General features: G+C 58.9%; 19 protein-coding genes and 3 pseudogenes. 19 read left to right on the forward strand and 3 right to left on the reverse strand.

Going from position 1 to position 22,341, the window contains the following annotated elements; genetic code table 11:
* The coding region (locus AC0L16_RS14225) for a co-chaperone GroES (protein WP_473530963.1) at positions 1–230 on the reverse strand (230 nt) is incomplete at its 3' end.
* Positions 231–502: 272 nt separating this feature from the next.
* Between AC0L16_RS14225 and AC0L16_RS14230 the strand changes: the two genes are divergently transcribed.
* Positions 503–805 (forward strand): hypothetical protein, encoded by a 303-nt coding sequence (locus AC0L16_RS14230; protein ID WP_473621471.1) that lies wholly within the window; start codon positions 503–505, stop codon positions 803–805.
* Between the two features lie 526 nt (positions 806–1,331).
* Complete coding sequence (gene tnpA, locus AC0L16_RS14235; protein WP_473621473.1) at positions 1,332–1,778, forward strand: IS66-like element accessory protein TnpA; 447 nt, start codon at positions 1,332–1,334, stop codon at positions 1,776–1,778.
* A gap of 131 nt (positions 1,779–1,909) precedes the next feature.
* Here tnpA and AC0L16_RS14240 read toward each other — a convergent pair.
* Positions 1,910–3,006: pseudogene (locus AC0L16_RS14240) on the reverse strand (IS110 family RNA-guided transposase).
* A gap of 349 nt (positions 3,007–3,355) precedes the next feature.
* Between AC0L16_RS14240 and AC0L16_RS14245 the strand changes: the two are divergent.
* The 7 genes and pseudogenes from AC0L16_RS14245 to AC0L16_RS14275 all read left to right on the forward strand — a co-directional run.
* A complete protein-coding gene (locus AC0L16_RS14245) occupies positions 3,356–3,658 on the forward strand; it encodes an MmgE/PrpD family protein (protein WP_473621474.1) in 303 nt (100 codons plus the stop codon).
* Positions 3,659–3,708: 50 nt separating this feature from the next.
* On the forward strand, positions 3,709–4,050 hold the full coding sequence (locus tag AC0L16_RS14250) for a twin-arginine translocation signal domain-containing protein (RefSeq protein ID WP_473621475.1): 342 nt from the start codon (positions 3,709–3,711) through the stop codon (positions 4,048–4,050).
* A pseudogene (locus AC0L16_RS14255) lies at positions 3,995–4,216 on the forward strand (ABC transporter substrate-binding protein); the annotation flags it as partial. The gene AC0L16_RS14250 and the pseudogene AC0L16_RS14255, both read left to right, overlap by 56 nt.
* A gap of 376 nt (positions 4,217–4,592) precedes the next feature.
* A complete protein-coding gene (locus tag AC0L16_RS14260; protein ID WP_473621477.1) occupies positions 4,593–5,300 on the forward strand; it encodes a toll/interleukin-1 receptor domain-containing protein in 708 nt (235 codons plus the stop codon).
* A gap of 699 nt (positions 5,301–5,999) precedes the next feature.
* Positions 6,000–6,245 (forward strand): hypothetical protein, encoded by a 246-nt coding sequence (locus tag AC0L16_RS14265; protein WP_473621478.1) that lies wholly within the window; start codon positions 6,000–6,002, stop codon positions 6,243–6,245.
* Positions 6,246–6,664: 419 nt separating this feature from the next.
* Positions 6,665–7,096 (forward strand): CBS domain-containing protein, encoded by a 432-nt coding sequence (locus AC0L16_RS14270; protein ID WP_473621479.1) that lies wholly within the window; start codon positions 6,665–6,667, stop codon positions 7,094–7,096.
* A 257-nt stretch (positions 7,097–7,353) separates the two neighbouring features.
* Positions 7,354–7,503 (forward strand): annotated as a pseudogene (locus AC0L16_RS14275) (NADH-quinone oxidoreductase subunit J); the annotation flags it as partial.
* Positions 7,504–7,768: 265 nt separating this feature from the next.
* On the opposite strand, the gene AC0L16_RS14280 reads toward AC0L16_RS14275, so the two are convergent.
* Positions 7,769–9,028 carry an MFS transporter gene (locus AC0L16_RS14280; protein ID WP_473621623.1) on the reverse strand — a complete coding sequence of 420 codons (1,260 nt, stop codon included), beginning with the start codon at positions 9,026–9,028 and terminating at the stop codon, positions 7,769–7,771.
* 206 nt (positions 9,029–9,234) lie between these two features.
* On the opposite strand from AC0L16_RS14280, the gene AC0L16_RS14285 reads away from it, so the two are divergent.
* The 10 genes from AC0L16_RS14285 (at position 9,235) to AC0L16_RS14330 (ending at position 22,285) form a co-directional block, all read left to right on the forward strand.
* Positions 9,235–9,882: a recombinase family protein gene (locus AC0L16_RS14285; protein ID WP_473621481.1), complete on the forward strand. Its 648-nt coding sequence runs from the start codon at positions 9,235–9,237 to the stop codon at positions 9,880–9,882.
* Positions 9,883–9,978: 96 nt separating this feature from the next.
* The gene (locus AC0L16_RS14290) at positions 9,979–10,905 is read left to right on the forward strand and encodes a cation diffusion facilitator family transporter (protein ID WP_473550730.1); all 927 of its coding nucleotides are present in this window, start codon (positions 9,979–9,981) and stop codon (positions 10,903–10,905) included.
* Positions 10,906–11,192: 287 nt separating this feature from the next.
* Complete coding sequence (locus AC0L16_RS14295) at positions 11,193–11,462, forward strand: hypothetical protein (protein ID WP_473621482.1); 270 nt, start codon at positions 11,193–11,195, stop codon at positions 11,460–11,462.
* 885 nt (positions 11,463–12,347) lie between these two features.
* Complete coding sequence (locus AC0L16_RS14300) at positions 12,348–14,609, forward strand: Orn/Lys/Arg family decarboxylase (RefSeq protein WP_473621483.1); 2,262 nt, start codon at positions 12,348–12,350, stop codon at positions 14,607–14,609.
* A complete protein-coding gene (gene speC, locus AC0L16_RS14305; protein WP_473621485.1) occupies positions 14,606–16,969 on the forward strand; it encodes an ornithine decarboxylase in 2,364 nt (787 codons plus the stop codon). Before AC0L16_RS14300 ends, speC begins: the two co-directional genes overlap by 4 nt.
* A 31-nt stretch (positions 16,970–17,000) precedes the next feature.
* Positions 17,001–18,341 carry a putrescine-ornithine antiporter gene (gene potE / locus AC0L16_RS14310; protein ID WP_473621486.1) on the forward strand — a complete coding sequence of 447 codons (1,341 nt, stop codon included), beginning with the start codon at positions 17,001–17,003 and terminating at the stop codon, positions 18,339–18,341.
* 36 nt (positions 18,342–18,377) lie between these two features.
* Positions 18,378–19,319 carry an amino acid ABC transporter substrate-binding protein gene (locus tag AC0L16_RS14315; protein ID WP_473621488.1) on the forward strand — a complete coding sequence of 314 codons (942 nt, stop codon included), beginning with the start codon at positions 18,378–18,380 and terminating at the stop codon, positions 19,317–19,319.
* Between the two features lie 144 nt (positions 19,320–19,463).
* Positions 19,464–20,321 (forward strand): TorF family putative porin, encoded by an 858-nt coding sequence (locus tag AC0L16_RS14320; RefSeq protein WP_473621489.1) that lies wholly within the window; start codon positions 19,464–19,466, stop codon positions 20,319–20,321.
* Between the two features lie 302 nt (positions 20,322–20,623).
* Positions 20,624–21,907: an amino acid permease gene (locus AC0L16_RS14325; RefSeq protein ID WP_287246598.1), complete on the forward strand. Its 1,284-nt coding sequence runs from the start codon at positions 20,624–20,626 to the stop codon at positions 21,905–21,907.
* Between the two features lie 18 nt (positions 21,908–21,925).
* Positions 21,926–22,285, forward strand: coding sequence for a hypothetical protein (locus AC0L16_RS14330; RefSeq protein ID WP_473621490.1), 360 nt, complete (start codon positions 21,926–21,928; stop codon positions 22,283–22,285).
* The last annotated feature ends 56 nt before the right edge of the window (positions 22,286–22,341 follow it).

Consider the following 22,341-nt stretch of genomic DNA (forward strand, 5'->3'; position numbering starts at 1 on the left):
TCGGTGCCCGACCACTTGCCGAACAGGATGCGATCGCCGGCCTTGACGTCCAGCGGGACGAGCTTGCCGGCTTCGTCACGGGCGCCGGAACCAACGGCGATGATGTCGCCTTCCTGCGGCTTTTCCTTAGCCGTATCGGGGATGATGATGCCGCCGGAGGTCTTGGATTCGGATTCGACCCGACGAACGACCACGCGGTCATGCAGCGGCCGGAAATTCGACTTTGCCATTTTGGATATCCCTGGTGCGGAGGTTGAAAGGTTCTCCGTTGCCGGAGCGTGGTTAGCACTCGCCAGTGGAGAGTGCTAACGTGGCGCTGAAATAGGCTGTGGGCTCGTACTAGTCAAGACGGACGAGGGGACGGCCGAAGAGCAAAGGATTTGGAATCGGCGCGGAAGCCTCGCGTCCGTTACGGTGCATCCAACTGCCTAGGCGAGCATTTCGGCCGTAAGCGCTGGGCCAACTTTCGTCTCTGTTTGGAATGTGAAATTATGTGAAATTAATGGCCGAGCAGTCGGCCGGAATCGATGGTCAGCCAAACAGTCTTGAGCTTTTTGCAATTCATCATAACCTAAGTGGCATCGCCAAAAGGAGCGCTTATCGCAATCGATGGTCTGCAAATGCCTGCCGAAGCGCCTGGCAATCTAAAGCGCGCTCGCAATTTGCTTGTTCGGTAGGTTCCGATCAGCGGGTCGAGCGGAATGCTCGTTTTGAGGACGATGTTTGGGATTTCATGATCGAGGTGGATTGTTTCAGTGGTGAGGTTTGCCGCTTCAGAGAGCCTGAGTCCCATATCGGCGATTAGATAGACAAGATGGCGCGCCTCCTCGTTGAACCCGTCCAGTGCGCCTTCCGCGAGAAACTCTCCCTGCACGAATTCCGCCGTGAACGCAGCGCGTTGAGCCGCAACGGCACCGGAAAGCCGTGACGATCATGCCGGGTACTGCCGTGTGCTGCGATGTTGTAGGTGGTCACGCGGGCCTTGACGTCATTGCGATCGGAAGACCGAGATTTTCCATCGGCGTCACAGTTTGCGTTACGGTTGTGGCCTCGGAGTTCACAAGACCAATCGAGCACTGAGACGTTGGCCAAGTGTTAAGAGCTTCGTTCGGCCCTTCCATTGCTCTGCGGCATCTCCGGAGGGAACTGACAGGTTCGCCGCGATAATCTGCGGCTCGCACCCTCAGGGGCCTTACGCCGGTTTTACCCACCCTCGTGGGCCCCACGCCGATTTGACCATAAACCAAGATGAAACGTAAGCGGTGTTCCGACGGCACCTTTCGGAGATCGGCATGAAGGACGATGTTCGGAGCCTTTGAGGGCTTCGACATATGACGATTTCAGAGCTAACGCTTAAGTCGAACGATTTGGAGCCGGTGCGCCGGTTCGAGGTGTTCACGGGCTCCGGCCGGCGACGCGAGTGGCCTCCAGAGGAGAAGGCGCGGATCGTTGCGGAGAGCTACGAGGCTGGCGTGACGGTTTGTGCTGTAGCTCGCCGATATGCGCTTTCCCCGCAGCAATTGTTTGCCTGGCGCCGTGCCGCGCGTCAGCCATCGGCAGAGGCGACGGCATCAGAATCCCTGTTCGTTCGTGCGGTGGTTGCAGCGTCTTTGCCGGAACCGGTGGCGCAGCGCCCAGGACGACCACGGAAGCAGAAGGCGGTCCGCGACGCCGGAGTGATCGAGCTTGAGATCGGCGGTGTCGCCATACGCGTTGGCCGCGGCGCCGACACCAAGACGGTGGCTGCTATAATCCGCGCGCTTAAGGCAACGACGTGATCGGGCCGACGGGGGTCAAGGTCATGGTGGCGACGAAGCCAGTGGACTTCCGCAAGGGCGCGGACGGGCATTCCCCTGGCCGTGGTCCCGCCTCCGCCCATGCGCGAGGTGTACACTGCCGCGGCGAGCGATCAGGTGGAGCGTGCCTCCCTGGCGACGGCCCACATGAAGCCGACTAGTTCGCGGGCGATCGCCGTGCAGACCACCGTCGTTCGCTTGCCTCGCGCAACCAGCTTTCGATACCGGGTCGTCAGGCGGGCCCTGAGCCTTCCATGCGATGTCACGGACTTTCGGCGGTGCCTGCTCCAACCGGTACAGCTTCGCCTTGCCGATCCGCGGTGGATGTCGATAGGTCCAGGCGCTCTCGACTAGCATGTGGCGAACGCGGCCATTCCCTGCCTTGGTGATGCCGCCACGCCTGATTGTCTCTCCAGTCGACCGCTCGCCGGGAACGAGGCCCAGATAGCCCATGAGCTGGCGAGGGCTCTCAAAACGGCTTACGTCGCCGACCTCGGTGGCGAACGTCACGGCGACGATCAGATCGACCCCACGCAATGTCTGGAGCGCTCCCACGATCGGCGCCAGCGACCAGTTCGGGATGAACTCTTCGATCACGCGCTCAAGCCGTTCCACACGCTCTTTCGAGACGCGCACCGCTTCGGCCATTTCCTGGAGCGCGATCTGATGTGCAGGATAATGAACCGCTGCTCCTGCAACCAACGCAGGTAGCGCATGGTCCAGTTCTTCGTGCGCGGATAGGCACGACCATGCTTGAGCATGAAAGCGCTCACCTGCTGGCGATGGACCCGCAGGCTGCCCGGGCGCGAACGAGATCTCGCATGGCTTCGTGATCTTCATCGGGAACCCATACCGCCGTCAGTTCGCCGGCGCGCAGCAGCCTTGCCAATGAAAGAGCATCCCGGCGGTTCGTCTTCACCCGATCGCCAGGCTTCCTTGGAATCAGCGATGGCGCGACCACGGTGCATTCATGGCCAAGGGAACGGATCAGCCGGTAAAGGCCATAGCCGGTTGGGCCCGCCTCGTAGCAGAGGTGGATGCGACCGAACTTGGCGGCGATCCGTTGGATAACGCGGCGCATGCTCGTATCCGATGCGTCGACCTCGCCGAAGAACCGAACCTCTCCCTCCCGGCCGGCTTCCGCAATCGCGATGGCATTCCTCAGCTTGGCGACATCGATTCCGACAAATGCTTCCCTATAATCTGCCACGGCTCGTCCTCCTGTGATGAGGATCGGCTCGGACCGCCCGAGCAACCCTCGGACGCGCAGTGTAGGGCGAGCTACCTCACCGCCGGTGCCCGCCCCTTGCACGATCGAAGTGACGCAGGCGCGCGCCCGAGAGCACGCTCTCTTTATCGCAGTCGAATAACGAAATACGCACGATCATAACTATCCGCAAATGCGCGAAAAAATGACATCGCTTAGAGTGGGGAAATCCAAAGAAGAGGAAAGAAGTGAAAGCCAACCTCATAATTTGCCTTTGTGGACTCGCGGCAGTCTCGCTAGCAGTGTCTGCGGCCCCGGTAATAGCGCAGGTTCCTCATTGCGGTTTGAAACTATGTCGCTGACACTAGACGTTGCCAATACGGTCGCCAGCCTCACATACGACGAACTGCCGGCAGCAGTAGTTGACAAGGCGAAGCTCCTTGTCCTCGACCATGTCGGCTGCATGATCGCGGGAAGCACCAGCCGCGGGGCGAGACAACTGACGCCCTATCTCGCGCGTACCGACTCCGGTGGTCCCAGCACCGTTTTCGATGAAACGAACTGTGCACGAGGAAAGGAAAGAACGCCAATTTCCTGCGTTAATAGCAGGATCTTGACCGTAAAGCGCTCCAATGAGTTGATATTGTCGAAATAGGGCTTCGATAAAGGCCACAGCGAACACCCATCCGAGTGAGGAGCATCTCAATGTCGCAGGAACTCGACTATCTCAGCCGCCGTTTAGCTGCGGGTCGGCTGAGCCGACGTGAATTTCTCGGACATGCGACGGCGCTCGGCGTTTCAGCCACGTTCGCAAATTCGATCCTCGCCAGCGGCGCGCGCGCATCTATGCGTACTGCTCCAGTTAAGCGCGTTTACGAGAAACCTGTACTGACCCCGCTGGGCCACATGGCGCAGGTCACTCAGAAATCAGGGGCTGAGGGGCCGGTCCGCGGCGGTGTCATCGGGGGCGGCCTTAGTGGTGCTGGGGCAGCCGACAGTCTCGATCCGGCGACGTCCTCGACGGTTATATCAAGGTCGTGGATATGATCAGGCGCTTACCCACCTGAGGTCATTCTGCGACACCGCGCCATTTGACAACAACGATCTGAGGATGGCGCTAAAGCTTGCCATCGACCGCGAGGAGACACTCAACAAGATCCTGCGTGGGTACGGTACGCTCGGCAACGAATTCCCGGTCAATGCCGGTCGCCCGACTCAGGATCAGACGTACTCGACTACCTATCTATCCACGATGCCCTGGAACGACACGCACTTCTTCAATGCAAGTTCGATAAACTTCTCATTGAGGCGCGACGCGCTCCCAGTTCGGCCGTTCCGGGCGACAATTCCGTTGCTCCAAAGCGGACGTCCGTTGATCGGCGCGAACTCCCCCGTCTTCAGTGAAATCCACCTCCATCAGATTTTGCATCTTGTCAGAGTACTAGTTGGTGTACTTTTTCGCCCGATGCAAGAATCGTGAGTTTTGCAACAGTAGACTATCAATAACGCCGACTAAAGCGATATAGCACTTGACGAATTTGAGCTCCCAAGCGGGAGCTTGTTAGAGAAAGACATTGGGGGACGTTCACATGGCTAGATGCACAGCGCCAAGAGAGGGCCACCGCTCAGCGAGCGCTGCGGCGAACTGCCCTGCGTGCCGTCACCGCTACGGGCGCTACGGTGGATATAGCAGCGGGTCGTACTCGTCCCCGGCCCTGTCCTACTATTCCTCGTCGGGGGGCAGCGGGGGCGGCCGGAGCAGCGGCGGCGGGTCCGGCCGCATAAAAGCAAGTTGGTCGAAAGCTGGCTCGTCCGTGTTGTACACGCCTACAGAAGTGCGGGCACTCACGCCTATCCGCCACACTGTCGAGAGCCGAGCGGAACTACCTGACCTTCGTGATGTCTTCCTATGTCACGCGTGGGACGACCGGCAGGGGGCTGCCAAGGAGCTGCACGATCTGCTCGAATCACTCGGTGTCTCGGTCTGGTTCAGCGAAAAGGACGTTGCCCTCGGCACGCCGTTGCTTCGCGAAATCGACAAGGGACTGGTGAAGTCGCGAGTCGGGATCGTGCTGGTTACTCCCGCGCTGCTGCGCCGCCTCCCAGCAGAGGGCATCGCCGACAAGGAGCTTTCGGCACTTCTAGCGCGTGAACAGCTCGTTCCTATCGTCCACAACACGACGTACGAAGCTCTCCGCAACGTCAGCCCCCTGCTGGGCTCGCGAAGCGGCCTGAGCACCGCAGAAGAGCCGATGGCAGACGTGGCGGCCAAGCTCGCCGAGCTGGTCGCACTCTAGCTTTATTGCCGGAGCGGCTGGCCCTACGTTACACAAGCGGTTCAGGCACTGACGCGCCGGCACTCACCAGGCAGCCGCACCCGTGCAAACCTGTCGGCAGCGAGCGGCGATTGCCGATATCTCCGGCGTTCAGCAGGTTCGGCAAAAGGTGAGGAGGCGCGAATTCGCCGCAGCATTGTGGGGCAGGGAAGGGCGCATGTCTTACCCCCAACAACGCCGTCGCAGGACAACTGGCTATGCTTTCTACCGCCCGTCGGCTCTCTACCACCCGTCGCATGGCCGACAGAGCCGGCGGCAGGGAAACTCGTAAGCCATTATGAATTTAGATCGACGCGTCGAGCAGTGTGGTCCAGCATGCGCGTGAGCTGTCGAGCATGAGCAAAGCCCGTCCTTGCCTTATGGTCGGAGAACTCCAGCTTTGCCTCGCCGAATGACAGCCCGTAAATAATGCAGTCAAAAGTGTGCATACCGCGGCGTCGACCACATTGTTTCAGTCTTTTCAACAGCGTAGGAATCTGACGGTATTATTGACGGTATGCGAAATCAGATTATATGATTTCATCAGTAAAATCAATGAGATGATAGTCTAATTGATGATTGAGTGGGAGTAGGGGAAAGACCTAATAAATTCGGCGAAGCGGCTGTTTTGGAGTAGATTAGCGTAGGATCTTCGACGGTCCGGGAGTTCATCTGCCGCACATGATCAATGACGATCCTGATCGTCTTGTCACAGTAACGCCCGCCATAGTGATTCCACCGTTCACTCGATCGACCCGGATGTTTTACCACGAAGGATTCGCGTCCGACGCTGTGATGTCGCCCGGCATATTCTTCTGTTTCGAGTACCAGGCCCTGGAGCAGGCGCTTGAACAAACGCAGGCGCGCCGGGTGCGTCACCTTCCAGTGCTCAACTGGCAGAAGCGAATGACTCATCTCGCTGAGTGATATCGCTCTGAAGGGCGAAAGTTCGAGCCTCGCGCCGCTTGCCAAAATCGCTGCACCGGACGCTGAACGGCACCTGCACGCCGCCTGAGGTTTCAGGGGCGCTTGCGAAAATAGACGAAAGCGGCATGCATCTAGAGGAACCAGGCATGCCGCCCATGAGTCCGACGGAATCGGCTTCCCTTGGGAATCCGTGGCGGCGCTCTCGGCTGATCGATGAGCATCGGCGCCGGCAAGGGCGACCCCTGTAGCAGGCGGCGATTGTGTAAGCCAATCATGAAGGCCTACCGCCAGAAAGCACTGTGGCCTGAGATTTCAAGTCGGACTTGAAATATCAAGGCGCGCGGCGCACGATGGGGCAGAAAATGCACCGAGAGGGAGACGGGGCGGAGGCCGGAGCGTAGCAGCGCTTGGAGGAAGCCATGAACGTCAAAGCGATTCTTGAGGACAAGGGTCGAGCCGTCGAGACGATTGGCCCGAACGAGACGCTCGCCGTGGCGATCAACAGGCTCGCCGAACACAGGATCGGCGCACTGGTCGTTACCAATGGTGATCGCAAGGTGGTCGGCATCGTGTCCGAGCGCGACATCGTCTGCGCCATGAACAAGCATGGGGCTGCGGCCCTGGAGCAGAGTGTCCGTCACGCAATGACCGCCAAGGTCAACCTCTGCACCGAGAACCACACGATCAACCAGGTCATGGAGATCATGACCACAGGCCGCTTCCGCCACCTGCCCGTGGTGAAGAACGGCCAACTCGACGGCATTGTCTCGATCGGCGACGTGGTGAAGAAGCGCATCGAGGAGGTCGAGCGCGAGGCCGAAGAGATTATTCACTACATCTGGGCGGGGTAAGCTCGCCAAAGGCGACGTCTTTTTTCTGGGTTTCTGAAGCCGTGCCGGACCTCCTTCGGCAGCCTGAACAACGGATAAGCAGGCTGCGGATCGCACACCGTATCAGTGAGACTTGGGCATTGCGTAGCGCCAAACCATGTAATCTTGAGAAAAATTCGATACTAGGGCACAATTTGTAGACGCATCTGAAGTGCGCAGCTATCTCAAACCCGGCCGCCTTGCGCCGAGTGACAGATCGCGGCGGAGGGTTGGCGTCGATGGATCAGGCGTTCTTTCTTCTGTTCGCTGCGGCGTCCGTGATCACGGCACGGACCGTGATCCTGGCGCGGAATCCGGTTCACAGCGCATTGGCGCTGATGGCGTGTTTCCTGCAGATCTCAGCAATCTTCGTCTTGCTCGAGGCGCCGTCAGGGATCTGAACGCGAAGCGGCCGCCGCACAGCGATCTCTTCTGGATGGACGAAGCAAGGGATCGCCTCCACAAGGACGGGTTGACTCAGACCACGATTATCGAACGCCTGGAAGCGTTCGGGGCGCCGGACTTTTCAACAATATCGGCCGAGATAGGACACTCCACTGTAGGGAGCGGCTGTGCAAAGCGCACAATCTACAGACGGCGGCAAGCGACACAGCGACGCATTCCCGACGGGATTGTCAGACTTGCCGCCTGGTTTCACTCTGCGGCCGGGCCGGTTCGTGGATCCAGCCGCAGCGATTCAGGCGTCCCAGCCTGCTCGACCGGCAGTGTCCTGAACGCCTCCTTGGCAGCCTGCGATACCGGAGCGCGGCTCCTGATGCTGACCAGCGCGTATACGGCGAGCAGAGTGTGCGCGAAAGCGGTAGCGAGGAACAAGCTCTCGGGCCGCATCTCGGCCATCAGCACGGCCCCCAGCACCGGCCCGACCATCGTGCCGAAGCCATAGAACAGCAGCAGACCGCTCGACACCTTGACGAACTCCTCTGGACGGGCGCGGTCGTTGGCATGTGCCACTGCGACCGAATAGAGGGTGTAGGCCAGGGCACCGTAGGCCGCGGTGGTAACTATGACCAATGCGGCCGACCGCGGCTGGAGGACGAAGACGAGGAGCGCGAAGACGGCCGCTCCGACCGCCGCACCGGCCAGCACATGGCGGCGGTCGGTGATATCGGACAGCCGGCCCACCGGAAACTGGAGAGCGGCACCGGCGAGAACAACTGCGCTTGCCATCACTGCAATACCCGTGTTGCTGATACCGATGCGGGCACCATAGACGGCTCCGAGCGTTCCCCAGGCTCCGTTGGCAACGCCGGTCAGGAAACAGCCGATCAGGGCGAGCGGTGAAGTGGCATACAAACCTTTCAGATCGAGGGCGACATCCTCTAGTGGTTTTGGCGTCGCTGCCGATGACACTGCCGTCGGGATTAAGGCGAGGCAGAAGAAGATCCCGGCGACCATGAACAGCGACGCGTTCCTCACGTCTCCCAAGACGACGATCATCTGGCCGGCCACGAGCGAGGCATATGACACAATCATGTAAAGGCCGAAGACGGTGCCCCGGCTCTCATTGGTCGCCTTCTCGTTTAACCAGCTCTCGACGATCATGTAAGCGCCGGCCATCACGAAGCCAGTGAAGGCGCGCAGAACAATCCATACGTACTGGTCAACGATCAGGCCGGTGAGCAGCGCGATGATTGCGCCAGAAGCCGCAAAGGTGCCGAATGCGCGGACGTGCCCGATCTGGCGGACAAGCCGAGGTGCCAAGATGCAGCCGGCGACGAAACCGCCCGCCCAGGCGGTTCCGAGTAACCCAAGGGACGCAGTCGAGAACCCCTCCGCCTGCCCGCGCAGCGGCAAGAGCAAGCCATGCAACCCTGTTGCTGCAAGCAGGAAGCCCGTGCCGCGAAGAAGCGACAGGATGGGGCGGTAGCCGAGAGGTAAGAGGTAACCTAGCATCTTCCGATAGAGCACAACAGCTTTGGCACCCACACTAAACTGGCCGCCGGTCGCCTGATGTCAACGCATGAGGCATACATCGGTCCGCTTTCCCCCTTGAGCGGTCACTGCCGCCTCGCGATAAGAAGGTCCACTTGGGGTCAATTTACGTCGTAGAACGCTTGTGATGGCTTCTCATCCCGGTCGCCTAGTCGGGAGTGCGTCTGATGGAGGAAACCGGCTGGTGCGCCATGCTACGCTCGCCGGTGACCGGAAGATTTCATAAACAACCACTTAAAAGTTGCTTCTCATTCTCCTGTGAGCACACCCCAGGGATTAGCAACATGCCGCGCCCAGTCGCCTACTATCGTGTCTCCACTCAGAGGCAAGGACGTTCAGGCTTGGGCATCGAGGCCCAACGTGCCGCGGTCGCCCGCTTCGCCGAGGCGGAGGGAATGATCATCCTCCAGGAGTTCACCGAGATCGAAACAGGAAAGGGCGCGGATGCTCTTGATCGACGTCCGCAACTGACAGCTGCCCTCGCCCTTGCCCGACAGTTCAAATGCCCGGTCGTTGTGGCTAAGCTTGACCGACTCTTACGCGAAGTCGCCTTCATTGCCGGCCTGATAGTCCAGCGCGTTCCTTTCATCGTCGCCGAACTCGGTGCCGATGCCGATCCGTTCATGTTGCACCTCTATGCCGCGCTCGCCGAGAAAGAGCGGCGGCTGATCTCGGAACGGACTAAAGCCGCCCTCGCCTCGCGCAAGATCACTGGCATAAAACTCGGCAATCCGACCAACACCGCAGAAGCTGCGGCGAAAGGTCGGAAGATTTCGATCGAAGAAGCCGACCGGTTTGCCCAGACCGTGCTATAATCCCCTAATTGGGTTCTGTATTCAGCAATTGCGTGAGCGACAACTAACGCAGCACAAGACTGGTTCGGCTCTCCGCTCGTAAGCTGATTGAGAGAGATGTTCAGCGAACAAGGCTTCCTCCGCACCTCGATTTTTGCAACGGTTGCCGTCGCGGCCTTTGGAATTGTCTTCGGCCTGTTGTCGGGCTCGTTCTCGATCGCTTTTGACGGCGCCTATTCTCTTGGCGATGCGGGGATGACAATCCTGGCTCTTTGGGTATCCAGCCTCATTGTAAGATCGGCGAAGACCGATGCATTGTCGGGCAGGCTGCGCAATCGCTTCACGATGGGATTCTGGCATCTGGAGCCTATCGTGCTTGGCCTCAATGGCACCCTCCTTATTGCCGTTGCAAGCTACGCCCTTATCAACGGGGTAATCACCATTTTACACGGGGGCAACGAACTGCGCTTTGGCATCGCGATTGTCTATGCCGTTGTCACCCTCGCGGTCTGTCTGGCAATGGCGTTAATAGGCACGCGGGTAAATAGGAGTCTGCAGTCGGATTTTATCGCATTGGATGTCAAGGCATGGATAATGTCCGCCGGCATAACGTCGGCCCTCTTGATCGCTTTCCTAATCGGTCAGGCGGTAGGCGGAACACCACTTGCCTGGATTTCGCCATACGTCGATCCTGTCGTTCTGGCGTTGGTTTGCGTAGTGATTATCCCGTTGCCCATCGGCGCGGTGCGCCAAGCTCTGTCCGAGATCTTGCTCATAACACCTGTCGATCTCAAAGCTCACGTTGACCGAATTGCCACCGAGACAGTACAGCGGGAAGGATTTCTGTCCCATAGAGCTTACGCCGCAAAAGTTGGACGGGCCACGCAAATAGAACTCTACTTTATCGTGCCGGCGAACCTACCTCCAAAGAGCATCGAGGAATGGGATCGCATCCGCGACCAGATAGGTACAGCAATTGGCGATGAAGGACACAATCGCTGGTTAACAATAGCCTTTACTGCGGACGTCGGCTGGGCCGAATAGCGATACCGTCATGAGGTATCCGTTCTCAATCCGCTAGCGCAATTTACGCAGACCCGCATCGCGCGACCGAGGTCGACCTTGCGGGAGACGCGTTCCAAGAAGAGTGTCTGATGACGAGGAGGTCACGCTGGCGAGGAGAAGATCACAATGCTATCCTCATGGTGTCGCCTTGCGTTCCAGATGGATAATGACGCAGCCGGCATCGTAAAATCCGTCCCATGGCACAGTGATGACGCACATCGCGGGCCACGACTTGTTCAATGGGCGCTGGGCATCTGGGTGCATCGATGCGAGTGCTCGAACCTATCGAGCGGATTTCCGAAGTGCTTTTCGGCCTTATAATGGCGCTTACCTTTACCGGCTCGATGAGCGTTGCAGGGGTGGGCCGACTGGAAGTGCGTGCAATGCTGGTCGGCGCGATCGGCTGCAATCTGGCTTGGGCCCTCATCGATGCAATCATGTATCTCATGGGGTGTCTTGCCGATCGGGCAGCAGACCAGCGCACCATTGCCAAGGTGCACCAGGCTGCACACCCGAAGAGGCACGGGCGGCAATAGCTGACAGGCTGCCTTTGCTGGTGGCGTCGGTATTGACGCCTGCCGATCTCGACAGAGGGTGCATTCCACGCTGTCGAAGGTCACGACGGCGAAAACGCGGGCAGGACTCAAGAGAGAGGACTGGCTAGGCGCCGCGGCTGTTTTTGTTCTGGTGTTCGGCTCTACGATGCCCATCATTGTTCCGTTCCTGCTTGTGCAGGATGCCCGAACTGCGCTTCGGATCTCAAACTCAATCGCCATTGCGATAATGCTGATCGCTGGTTACGCGTTCGGACACCTGGTAGTACCGGCCGTGGTGGACGGCCGGTTCCATGGTTTTGCTCGGTTGCCTGTTGGTTGCGCTGACCATCGCGTTAGGCGGTTGAGGGACCGCGGCTGGTCGGCTGCACACGTGCTGTTCTGTCGGACAGATCGCAGCGGGCGAACCCGACGCTCCAACCTGCGGCATCAACACCGTGCCATAGCCTGTTTCCTCGATTGCCGTAACTTTCGCCTCGTTCCTTGTCAGGTCCACCAATTCGTGCCAATCTTAGCAGCATGAGGGCGTAGATACTGGGCGACCCGCGACCAAAGCTGCCATTCGCCACATAGCGTTGAGATCGTCAGCGCAGCGAACGCCGCCGCCACTACGTTCTCTGGTTAACTCAAATCTATAGCACCAAGACGCCAACGTCGTTAACATAGTTTATAGCCAACCGCCTGCTAGACCTCTATCAGGCTTGCAGATACGCACGGTTGCTGCTGTCGGCGTGTAGTCCACAACGATTGTGCCGATGAGGGTCAGATTCAGGATGCATGTACCCTTCACATCACTCTATTTCTGCATAAGCTCGAAAATTAGCTCGAATCTCACCGAAATCTTGGGCCCCCAGGGTGGGTTAAGCCATGCGTGAAGTTCAAGCATTCCCAATTGCGATCATCGACGAAGACTACGAGGGCAAGAGCGCTGCCGGTCGCGGGATGCAGCAACTGGCTGCCGCGATCGAGAAAGAGGGATTCCGCGTGGTCGCTGGCGTATCGTACGAGGATGCCCGGCGGCTCGTCAAAATCTTCAATAACGAATCGTGCTGGTTGATCTCCGTAGACGGCTCGGAGAACGCCGAGACGCGGTGGCAGGTCCTCGAGGAGGTGTTGGCGTCCAAGCGCAGTCGCAACGATCGACTGCCAATCTTCCTCTTCGGCGACGAACTCACCGCCGAGATGGTTCCGACCAGGGTCCTGAAGCACGCCAATGCCTTCATGCGGCTGTTCGAGGACTCGCCTGAGTTCATTGCGCGGGTCATCGTGCGCGCGGCGCAGCTCTACCTCGAGCGCCTTCCACCGCCGATGTTCAAGGCGCTCATGGAATACACTTTGCAGGCCAGCTACTCCTGGCACACGCCCGGTCACGGCGGTGGTGTGGCTTTCCGCAAGAGTCCGGTCGGTCTGCTCTTCTACGAGTTCTTCGGCGAAAACACCTTGCGGTCCGATATCTCCGTATCGGTCGGCAAGCTTGGATCGCTCCTGGACCACACCGGTCCCATCGCGGAAGGCGAGCGTAACGCTGCGCGAATCTTCGGAGCGGACGAGACATTGTTCGTCGTGGGCGGTACATCCACGGCCAACAAAATCGTCTGGCACGGAACCGTTAGCCGTGGCGATCTGGTTTTGTGCGACCGTAACTGTCACAAGTCGATACTGCACTCATTGATCATGACGGGTGCAACGCCGATCTATCTTGTGCCGTCCCGTAACGGCTTGGGCATCATTGGTCCGATATCCAGGGACCAGTTCACGCCACAGTCGATCAAGAAGAAGATCGCGGCGAGTGAGTTTGCCAAGGAGACCGACGGCAAGGTCCGCCTGATGGTGATGACCAACTCAACCTATGACGGTCTTTGCTACAATATCGATGCGGTAAAGCAGACCATCGGCAATTCTGTCGAGATACTTCATTTCGACGAGGCTTGGTACGCTTACGCCAATTTCCACGAATTCTACGATGGCTATCACGGCATCTCGTCGGCCAGTCCTGCGCGTTCGGCCAACGCGATCACCTTCGCAACCCACTCGACACACAAGCTGCTGGCTGCCTGGTCGCAGGCGTCCATGATCCACGTACAGCATGCCGAGAAGAAGCGGCTGGACATGGCCCGCTTCAACGACGCGTTCATGATGCACACCTCGACCTCGCCGCAATACGGCATCATTGCTTCCTGCGATGTCGCCGCGGCGATGATGGAACAACCTGCAGGCCGGGCTCTCGTTCAGGAAACCATTGAGGAGGCGCTCAGCTTCCGCCGCGCAATGGCGGCCGTCAGAAAGCAGGTCCACGGTTCATGGTGGTTCGACGTCTGGCAGCCTGATGCCATCGCTGAGCTGCCTGCCGGGACAAGGTTCGAGTGGGTCCTGAAACCAGGTGATCCTTGGCACGGCTTCGAGGGTCTGGCTGACAATCATGTACTGGTGGACCCGATCAAGGTCACCATCCTCAGCCCGGGCCTGTCGGCGAATGGCGACATGCAGGAACATGGCATCCCCGCTGCCGTGGTCGTCAAGTTCTTGTCGGCGCGACGCATCGAGATCGAAAAGACAGGACTCTATTCTTTCCTGGTGCTGTTCTCGATGGGAATCACCAAGGGCAAGTGGAGCACACTGGTGACGGAGCTGCTCAATTTCAAGGAACTATACGATGCCAATGCGCCTCTGAAGGGTGTGCTACCGGCGCTCGTCGACGCGCATCCGGGGGCTTATGGAAAAATGGGCCTCAAGGACCTGTGCGATCAGGTTCACAAGATCTATCGCGAAGACAATCTACCCAAGGCGCAGCGCGAGATGTACACGACGTTGCCCGAGATGGCGATGCGGCCCTGCGATGCCTATGAAAGCCTCGTGCGCGGCCGTGTGGAAAGCGTTGAGATCGACGCGCTGATGGGACGAACGCTTGGCGTAATGGTGGTGCCGTACCCGCCAGGCATACCTTTGATCATGCCTGGTGAACGTATCACCGAGGCAACCAAGTCGATCTACGACTATCTGCTCTACGCTCGGGACTTCGACAAGAAGTTTCCAGGCTTTGAAACCGACATTCACGGGCTGCGCTTCGAGCCTACTACGGAGGGAAGACGCTACCTGATTGACTGCATTGCGAAAGGGGTAGCCAAATGATCCCTCGTGACGTCAGATCCCCGACTGCCGCGATCCCATTCCACAAATTACTCAAGATCGTCGCGATCGTTGACGACAGCAATCCCCTGACGAAGAATTTGCTCGAGCAGATCGCAGCCGATGGCTTCGAGATCGAGATCGCTGACAGTCCAAACCGCGACGTTTCCGAGGATGCCTCCGTCGGGGCCTACATTGCATCCATCGACGGCGATCGACTCGAAGGTGCGCGCAGCCTGGCGAGGGCGGTGAGGGCGATTGGGTTCCGTACGCCGCTGTGGGCGCTGGCCGACTCGCACCAGCTCGCTGACATGGCGGTACTCATCCAGACGGGCGAGGTTGACGGCTATATCTACCTCGGTCAGCAGACCCCGGCCTTCTACGCCAAGCAGGTGGTTGCCAGCCTGCTGATGTATGGAAAGACGCTGTTGCCCCCATTCTTCGGGGGGTTGATGGCTTATGACGGCGAGGCCAACATAGCCTTCGACTGCCCGGGACATCAGGGCGGTCAGTTCTACCAGAAGTCCCCGACCGGCCAGCTGTTCTTCAAGCATTTCGGCGAGAACATCTTTCGCAACGACTTATGCAACGCCGATGTTGATCTCGGGGATCTCCTCATTCACGAGGGCCCGGCCGTAGAAGCACAGCGCTACGCCGCACGGGTATTCGGCGCCGACAAGACCTACTTCGTCCTCAATGGCACGAGCACCTCCAACAAGATCGTGGCAAACGCCGCTCTCAAGCACGATGATCTGGTTTTGTTCGATCGCAACAATCACAAATCGCTACACCAGGGCGCACTGGTCCAGGCCGGCGCGATCCCCATCTTCCTGCCGACCGCCCGCAATTCCTTCGGCATGATCGGCGCCGTCGACTGGAATGCTTGGGACGAAGATTATCTCCGCGAGCAAATCCGCACCAATCCTCTCGTAAAGGATCCTGACCGGCACAGGGCGGAACGCCCCTTCCGGCTCGCGTGCATTCAACTCGCAACCTACGATGGCACCGTCTACAATGTCCGCAAGGTCATGGAGAAAATCGGTCATCTCTGCGACTACATCCTCTGGGACGAAGCGTGGATCGGCTACAATGCCTTCCACCCCCTTTTCGAAGACCATAGCCCCATGCGCCTGGAGGATCTTGGGCCGCAGATGGCGGGTCTTTTCTCCACGCAATCCGTTCACAAGCAGGGCGCGGGCTTCTCGCAGGCATCGCAAATCCACAAGCGCGACCAGCATATCAGCGGCCAGCGCCGGTTCATCGAGCACAAGCGGTTCAACGAATCCTTCCTGATGAACGTGTCGACGTCGCCGTTCTATCCGCTGTTCGCCTCGCTGGAGGTAAACGCGAAGGTGCACGAAGGCAAGGCCGGCGAGATGCTTTGGGATCGTTGCATCGCGCTCGGGATCGACTGCCGCAAAAAGCTGCGCGAATTCTGCCGATTCTACGAGGATAACGGCGAGGGCGACGAAGAGAAATGGTTCTTCGACCCGTTCGTACCCGACAAGGTGACGATCCGCGGCTCTGCCATAACCCCGGACGTTGACGCTGCTCCATGGGAGAGCCTTCCCACGGACGTGCTTAAGCGCGAGCAGCAATGCTGGAATTTCCATCCGGAGGCCACGTGGCACGGCTACTCAGGCTATGTGGACGGCTATGCGATGGTCGATCCCAACAAGCTGGCGCTGGTGACGCCTGGGATTGATCGGAGGACCGGCGACTACCTGAACTTCGGCGTGCCCGCGACGGTTGTGGCCAACTATCTGCGCGAACAGCGCGTCGTGCCGGAAAAGTGCGATCTCAACAGCATACTCTTTCTCATGACACCGGCGGAGGACGAGAGCAAGCTCAACACGCTGATTGCGAAACTGGTCAAGTTCAAGAACCTATGGGATCGCGATGCGCCGTTGCCCGAGGTCCTGCCGACCGTGTGCGCGGCGAACAGCCAACGCTATGCCGGCTATACGATCCGCAAGATCTGCAATGAGATGCACGACTTCTATCGGGTGGCCAACGTCAAGGGACTTCAACTGCAATGCTTCAGGGCGTCCAGCTTCCCTGAACTCGCGATGCCTTCCAAGAAGGCTTACGAGGCGCTCGTCGCGAACGATGTCGACTATATACCTCTGGCCAACATCAAAGACCGGATATCGGCCACGCTTGCGCTGATTTACCCGCCTGGCATCGGCGTCGTCGTGCCCGGCGAACGCTGGGACGAGAGAGCCCGTCCGATGCTCGACTACTTCCTTGCCTTCGAAGAATCATTCAATCGGTTTCCTGGATTCAACTACGAGGTTCAGGGCGTTTTCCAGGAAAAGATCGACGGCCGTATTAAGTTTCACACCTACGTGGTGCGCCAGTAGGGCCCACAGGGGACGCTAAGGAGGACTGTCCATGCCGGAACAGCCAAAACGCATGACCCTGGTCCAGCTGACCTTGATCGTCGCTGTGAATATGATGGGGTCCGGCATCATTATGCTGCCGACGAACATGGCAAAGGTTGGTGCGATATCGCTGCTGTCCTGGATTGTGACAGCAGTGGGATCGATGGCGATCGCGTACGGGTTCGCGCAGGCGGGCCTGTTTAATCAGCGTCCTGGCGGCATGTCGGCCTATGCCGAAGATGCTTACGGGAAGCCAGGCTACTTTTTGGTGTTCCTGCTCTACTTCCTTTCGCTGGCCATTGGAAACGTGGCGATTGGCATCTCCGCCGTCGGCTACCTGGCCGGCTTCTTCCCGGTGCTTTCGTCGACCCCGATAGCAACCTGCATCGGACTTATCGCACTGCTTTGGTTGACTACCGTTGCAAACTTCGGCGGCCCGAGCATCACAGGAAGGATTGGCGCGATTACGGTCTGGGGCGTGATCATTCCAGTTGCCGGAATATCCATCATAGGCTGGTTCTGGTTCAGCTCAGAGACCTTCGCGCAGGCATGGAATCCGAACGGGCTTTCGCTCGCGGAAGGTATGGGATCGAGCATTGCCCTGACGCTATGGGCCTTTCTGGGCATGGAATCGGCCGCGCAGAATTCGGCTGCGGTGGAGAACCCGAAGCGCAACGTCCCGTTGGCATGCCTGTTCGGGACCTTGGGCGCGGCGGTGATCTATATTCTATCCACGACCGTGATCCAGGGCATCGTGCCAAACGCCGACCTAGCCCAGTCGACCGGCCCGTTCGCGCTGGCATATGCGCAGATGTTCAATCCGTTTATCGGAAACATTGTCATGGCGCTCGCAATTCTTGCCTGCCTCGGCTCGCTGCTCGGCTGGCAGTTCACGATCGCCCAGACCGGAAAGTCGGCTGCCGACGAACGCATGTTCCCCGCATTCTTTTCCCGAGTAAACAGCATGGGTGCGCCGGTCACAGGAATGATCGTTCTCGGCGTCGTGCAATCGCTGCTGGCACTGATGACGATCTCGCCTACGCTGAGCGAGCAGTTCTCGGCTCTAGTGAATCTCGCGGTCGTGACGAACGTGATTCCTTACATCATCGCTCTGTCTGCGCTCATAATGATGATGAAGACCGCGAACATTGCCGGGACAAAGTACCGGGCAAACGTCGCTGTTGCTTTGGTGGCCATGCTTTACAGCACCTATGCCCTCTACGCATCAGGGCACGAGGCTGTCATGGGCGGCATGCTGGTGACGGCGCTTACCTTTATCATTTGGGGCTTTATCGCGCCTCGCTTCGCGACCAGGCAGCGCGAGGCGGTCGAACCAACCACGGCCCCTTGACTGCCGGGGAGCAAGGCCCTCGAGAGGAGACTAAACATGCAACGCGCCCAACAGTTTTCATTGCGGCATCATAGCCACCGGCAGACCTTGCTAGTCCTGGCAGTCGCGTTTGCGTTGGGGCTTTTGTATACGGTTCCATCCCCGGCCGCCACGCTGGACCGCATCCGCGAGGCGCACAAGCTCTTGCTCGGCTACCGGCCGGACGTGCGGCCGTTCTCGTTCGCGGAGCAATCGGGTGGTCCCGCCGGCTATTCGGTTTCGTTGTGCCAAAAGATTGCCGAAGAGATCAGAGCCGAGCTCAATCTTTCTGACCTGGAGATCGAATGGGTGCCTGTGACTGTCGGGGAGGGTTTCGATCCAGTCGTGCAGGGCAAGGTCGATCTGCTGTGCGGACCGGACGCGGTCACTCTTGAGAGACGAAAGACTGTCTCGTTCTCGATTCCGATCTATCCGTCCGGAGTAGCCGCGATGCTCAGGGCGGATGCTCCCCCGGCTCTGAGGGATGTGCTGGAGGGCCGCCCTCCGTCGGGACCGATCTGGCGCGCCTCGCCGGCTCATATTCTCGAGGAGCAGACCTTTTCCGTCGTGGCCGGCACGAGCGCGGAAACCTGGCTCTCAGAGCGCCTCAAACACTTTCAGATTCCCGCGGAGGTCGTTCCAGTCGAGAGCTTCGAAGCCGGCGTGCGTGGCCTTCTGGAAGGCGCCACGGATGTCTTCTTCGGGCCCCGGCCGATCCTGGTGGAGACGACAGCGGAAATTGAAGAGAAGGACAGCTTGATGATTTTGCAGAGGTTCTTCACCCATGAGCCCGTCGCGCTCACGCTGGCAAGGAACGATGACGATTTTCGGCTGTCTGTCGATCGTTCGCTCAGCCGGCACTTCAGGTCCAGTGAGTTCCAAGACACCTACGCGAAATGGTTCGGCGCGCCGGACGAGGCGGTCCTGACTTTCTTCCTTCAAAGCGCATTGCCGGAATGATGGCGCTCGGAGACATGATCTGGTACAATAATAACACAAGGATACGCGAATGCGGTGATGCGGTATGGCTGCCGTGTTTACACCATCGTGCAGGGGCGTATTCTGGAATGGGGTGGCTTGAAAACACGATTACAGGGGAACGACATGGCCGCATTTGTTCGTAACATTTCCCGTACTATCTATGCCACAATATTCTCACGATCAATGGTTGCAATTCCTTTCATACTGCTGTCAGCAAACACGCAGGCAGTTGAGCAGGAAATCGCGCCCACAGCTCCCCCTCCGCCGCCTCTCGCGGCCACTCCGGGGGTCCCCTTCGACGTTGCGTTTGGCATCGCCTTGACGACCGACTATGTTTCGCGCGGTATAACCAACTCCAACAGCGAACCTGCAATCCAAGGCTATGTCGAGCCTAGTATCGAACTACCGACGATAGGCACGGCATATGTGAATGTGTGGTCGTCCAACGTCGACTATGGCGAAGGTTTTGAAGGAGCAGAGATCGATGTCGCCGCGGGTATCAGGCCGGAATTCGGTCCGCTGTCGCTCGATCTTGGTTACGTTCACTACTTCTATACACCGGAGCATGTTAGCCCCGATTATGGGGAAATTTTCGCTAAGGCCGACTACAACGTCGAAGACATGTTCACTATTGGCGGCCGCGTATTTTTTGCTCCCGACTTCAACCAGAGTGGAAATACAGCTACCTGGGTTGCCGGCGGCGTGAGGGTACCTTTGCCGCATGACTTCTCGGCGTATGCTGGCATCGGCTACCAGTTCATCGATGATCCCGACGCATTCGAGCAACTCGCATGGATGGCCGGCATCTCGTACAGCTGGAAATCGCTGACCCTCGATGTTCGTTACTGGGGCACCGATCTTTCCGACGAGGGCTGCACGGCTCGCAGTGGCTTCTCCGATGGTTGCGATGACAGGGTGGTGGCGACCATCTCCTTCGATACGAGCTGGTCGGCGGTGAGGGACTGGTTATCTGACAAGTAGCCTGTCTGCTTTGACAGAGGCCTAGCAAGTCGCAGTTTTGGCGGGATCTGGGTAAGCGGAATCGACAACACGTCGAAACAGTCAACGCGGTTGGATGAGCGGAACTTCGAGGTTCCAGGCAGGCCCGAGCGAAGGGCGATCATCGTACTTCAAGGTCTTTGAACCGGCAGTGTGACCACTGCTAGCAGGGATTGAGCGCTTCCTTGACAACGCAAGCACCGGACCCGACCAAAAGTGCACCTGCCGCAGGGCCTGCAGTTGCTGTGGCGGAGCACGGTCTCACGACCGGAAAAAGCCTTGGTATGGCGGCGTGTACGGCTATCGTGGTCGGCAACATGGTCGGGTCGGGCTTCTATCTGTCGCCCGCGGCCCTCGCTCCCTATGGCAACCTCGCCATTGTCATCTGGATCGTGATGGGTGCAGGAGCGATCTGCCTCGGCCTGACCTTCGCGAAACTGGCGCGATTGGCGCCCGCAACCGGCGGACCCTACGCTTACACCCGCTTGGCTTACGGCGACTTCCCTGGCTTTCTGGTTGCTTGGGGTTATTGGATATCGATCTGGGCGTCACTGCCAGTAATCGCCATTGCCCTTGCCGGTTCGGTCGTCGACCTGTTCCCGATTCTGCGGGGGAGGACGATGATCGTTGTCTTTACCCTCGGTGCGATCTGGGTTGTGGTCCTGATCAATCTGCGAGGTGTCAAAGCTGCCGGCCTCGTGTCTCAGGTAATGACTTACGCCAAGCTGGTGCCGTTCGGTGCAGTAGCTGTTATTGGTCTGCTCTACATAGACACGTCGCATTTCAGCGAGTTCAATCCGAGCGGCCAGCCGTTGCTGCAAGCCACTGCCGCGCTGGCGCCGCTGACCATGTTCGCCTTCCTTGGGCTTGAATCTGCGACCGTCCCGGCTGGCGACGTTCGCAATCCCGAGCGCACGATTCCTCGTTCGACGGTGCTGGGAATTGTGATCGCGGCGACCCTCTACGTGTTCGGAACGATTGTGGTGATGGGCGTGTTGCCGCGGCACGAACTCGTCCATTCGCTCTCGCCGTTCTCCGATGCAGCCCGAGCGATGTGGGGGCCTGCAGGCGAGATTTCGATCTCCATCGCCGTGATCCTGTCATCTATCGGCGCCCTTAATGGCTGGACCTTGCTGATGGGGCAGGTGCCGATGGCGGCAGCGCGCGATGGGCTATTCCCACCCTTGTTCGGCAACCTTTCGCAGCAAAACGTGCCGGCGATCGGAATCGTGGTCTCGGCCGTGTTGGCGACGCTGCTCATTCTCGTTCAGGCCATAGGCGCGGAGGGCTTCTCGGCGTTCTACAATCTGGTCGTCGGCTTGAGCACGATGGCTGCAGTCATCCCTTACGCGTTCTGCGCACTAGCCGGCAGCCTGGTTTCAGCTCGCGTCAGCGGCGGCGTGCATGTTCCCCGTGTGACGATCGTCGAGATCGTAGCCTTCCTATTCGCCATCTTCACGCTCTACGGCTGCGGGGCAGAGCCCGTTCTTTACGGACTGGTGCTCTTGCTGTTGGGCATTCCTGTGTTTGTCTGGCAACGACGGCGCACAGGCGCGATTGCCATGTAGGAACAGATTGTAGAATATATGAGCTTGCGAGACATCTTTTCTTCAACGGCGAACGCGCTGGTGTTTTCGAACGTTCTGGCCTCGATCCTCGTCGCGATGAATTTTGCACAAGGGCTGGTGGGCGCGTTCAACACCATCATCCTGCTTGCGGTGATGTCGAGCCTCCTGCCCTACGCGCTCTGCTCGCTCGCCGAGCTTATGATCCTGATTCGGACTGGCCGGACAGTGGCTGGCGCCGGCGTCACCAAGGTCGCGATACTGGGCGGCGTTGGCTTCACCTATTCGCTCGGGGCGATCTATGGCGCGGGGGCCCAAACAGTCTTTCTCGGTTTCCTGCTCGTTCTCGTGGGAATTCCCATTCACGTCCTGATCAAATGACGCAATGCCCGCGCCGGAGCCCACGGGGCCTCCGGTCTCAAGTAAGGGAGGTTCGA

This window comes from Mesorhizobium sp. WSM4848, assembly GCF_055811375.1.

What these genes read in the sequence shown, in the direction of transcription:
- AC0L16_RS14250 (WP_473621475.1), top strand. Translation starts at nt 3,709, where the DNA reads ATGTCGCAGGAACTCGACTATCTCAGCCGCCGTTTAGCTGCGGGTCGG.
- AC0L16_RS14260 (WP_473621477.1), top strand. Translation starts at nt 4,593, where the DNA reads ATGGCTAGATGCACAGCGCCAAGAGAGGGCCACCGCTCAGCGAGCGCT.
- AC0L16_RS14270 (WP_473621479.1), top strand. Translation starts at nt 6,665, where the DNA reads ATGAACGTCAAAGCGATTCTTGAGGACAAGGGTCGAGCCGTCGAGACG.
- AC0L16_RS14265 (WP_473621478.1), top strand. Translation starts at nt 6,000, where the DNA reads ATGATCAATGACGATCCTGATCGTCTTGTCACAGTAACGCCCGCCATA.
- AC0L16_RS14315 (WP_473621488.1), top strand. Translation starts at nt 18,378, where the DNA reads ATGCAACGCGCCCAACAGTTTTCATTGCGGCATCATAGCCACCGGCAG.
- tnpA (WP_473621473.1), top strand. Translation starts at nt 1,332, where the DNA reads ATGACGATTTCAGAGCTAACGCTTAAGTCGAACGATTTGGAGCCGGTG.
- AC0L16_RS14300 (WP_473621483.1), top strand. Translation starts at nt 12,348, where the DNA reads ATGCGTGAAGTTCAAGCATTCCCAATTGCGATCATCGACGAAGACTAC.
- potE (WP_473621486.1), top strand. Translation starts at nt 17,001, where the DNA reads ATGCCGGAACAGCCAAAACGCATGACCCTGGTCCAGCTGACCTTGATC.
- AC0L16_RS14295 (WP_473621482.1), top strand. Translation starts at nt 11,193, where the DNA reads ATGCGAGTGCTCGAACCTATCGAGCGGATTTCCGAAGTGCTTTTCGGC.
- AC0L16_RS14330 (WP_473621490.1), top strand. Translation starts at nt 21,926, where the DNA reads ATGAGCTTGCGAGACATCTTTTCTTCAACGGCGAACGCGCTGGTGTTT.
- AC0L16_RS14320 (WP_473621489.1), top strand. Translation starts at nt 19,464, where the DNA reads ATGGCCGCATTTGTTCGTAACATTTCCCGTACTATCTATGCCACAATA.
- AC0L16_RS14285 (WP_473621481.1), top strand. Translation starts at nt 9,235, where the DNA reads ATGGAGGAAACCGGCTGGTGCGCCATGCTACGCTCGCCGGTGACCGGA.
- AC0L16_RS14280 (WP_473621623.1), bottom strand. Translation starts at nt 9,028, where the DNA reads ATGCTAGGTTACCTCTTACCTCTCGGCTACCGCCCCATCCTGTCGCTT.
- AC0L16_RS14245 (WP_473621474.1), top strand. Translation starts at nt 3,356, where the DNA reads ATGTCGCTGACACTAGACGTTGCCAATACGGTCGCCAGCCTCACATAC.
- AC0L16_RS14290 (WP_473550730.1), top strand. Translation starts at nt 9,979, where the DNA reads ATGTTCAGCGAACAAGGCTTCCTCCGCACCTCGATTTTTGCAACGGTT.
- AC0L16_RS14230 (WP_473621471.1), top strand. Translation starts at nt 503, where the DNA reads ATGGCCGAGCAGTCGGCCGGAATCGATGGTCAGCCAAACAGTCTTGAG.
- AC0L16_RS14325 (WP_287246598.1), top strand. Translation starts at nt 20,624, where the DNA reads ATGGCGGCGTGTACGGCTATCGTGGTCGGCAACATGGTCGGGTCGGGC.
- speC (WP_473621485.1), top strand. Translation starts at nt 14,606, where the DNA reads ATGATCCCTCGTGACGTCAGATCCCCGACTGCCGCGATCCCATTCCAC.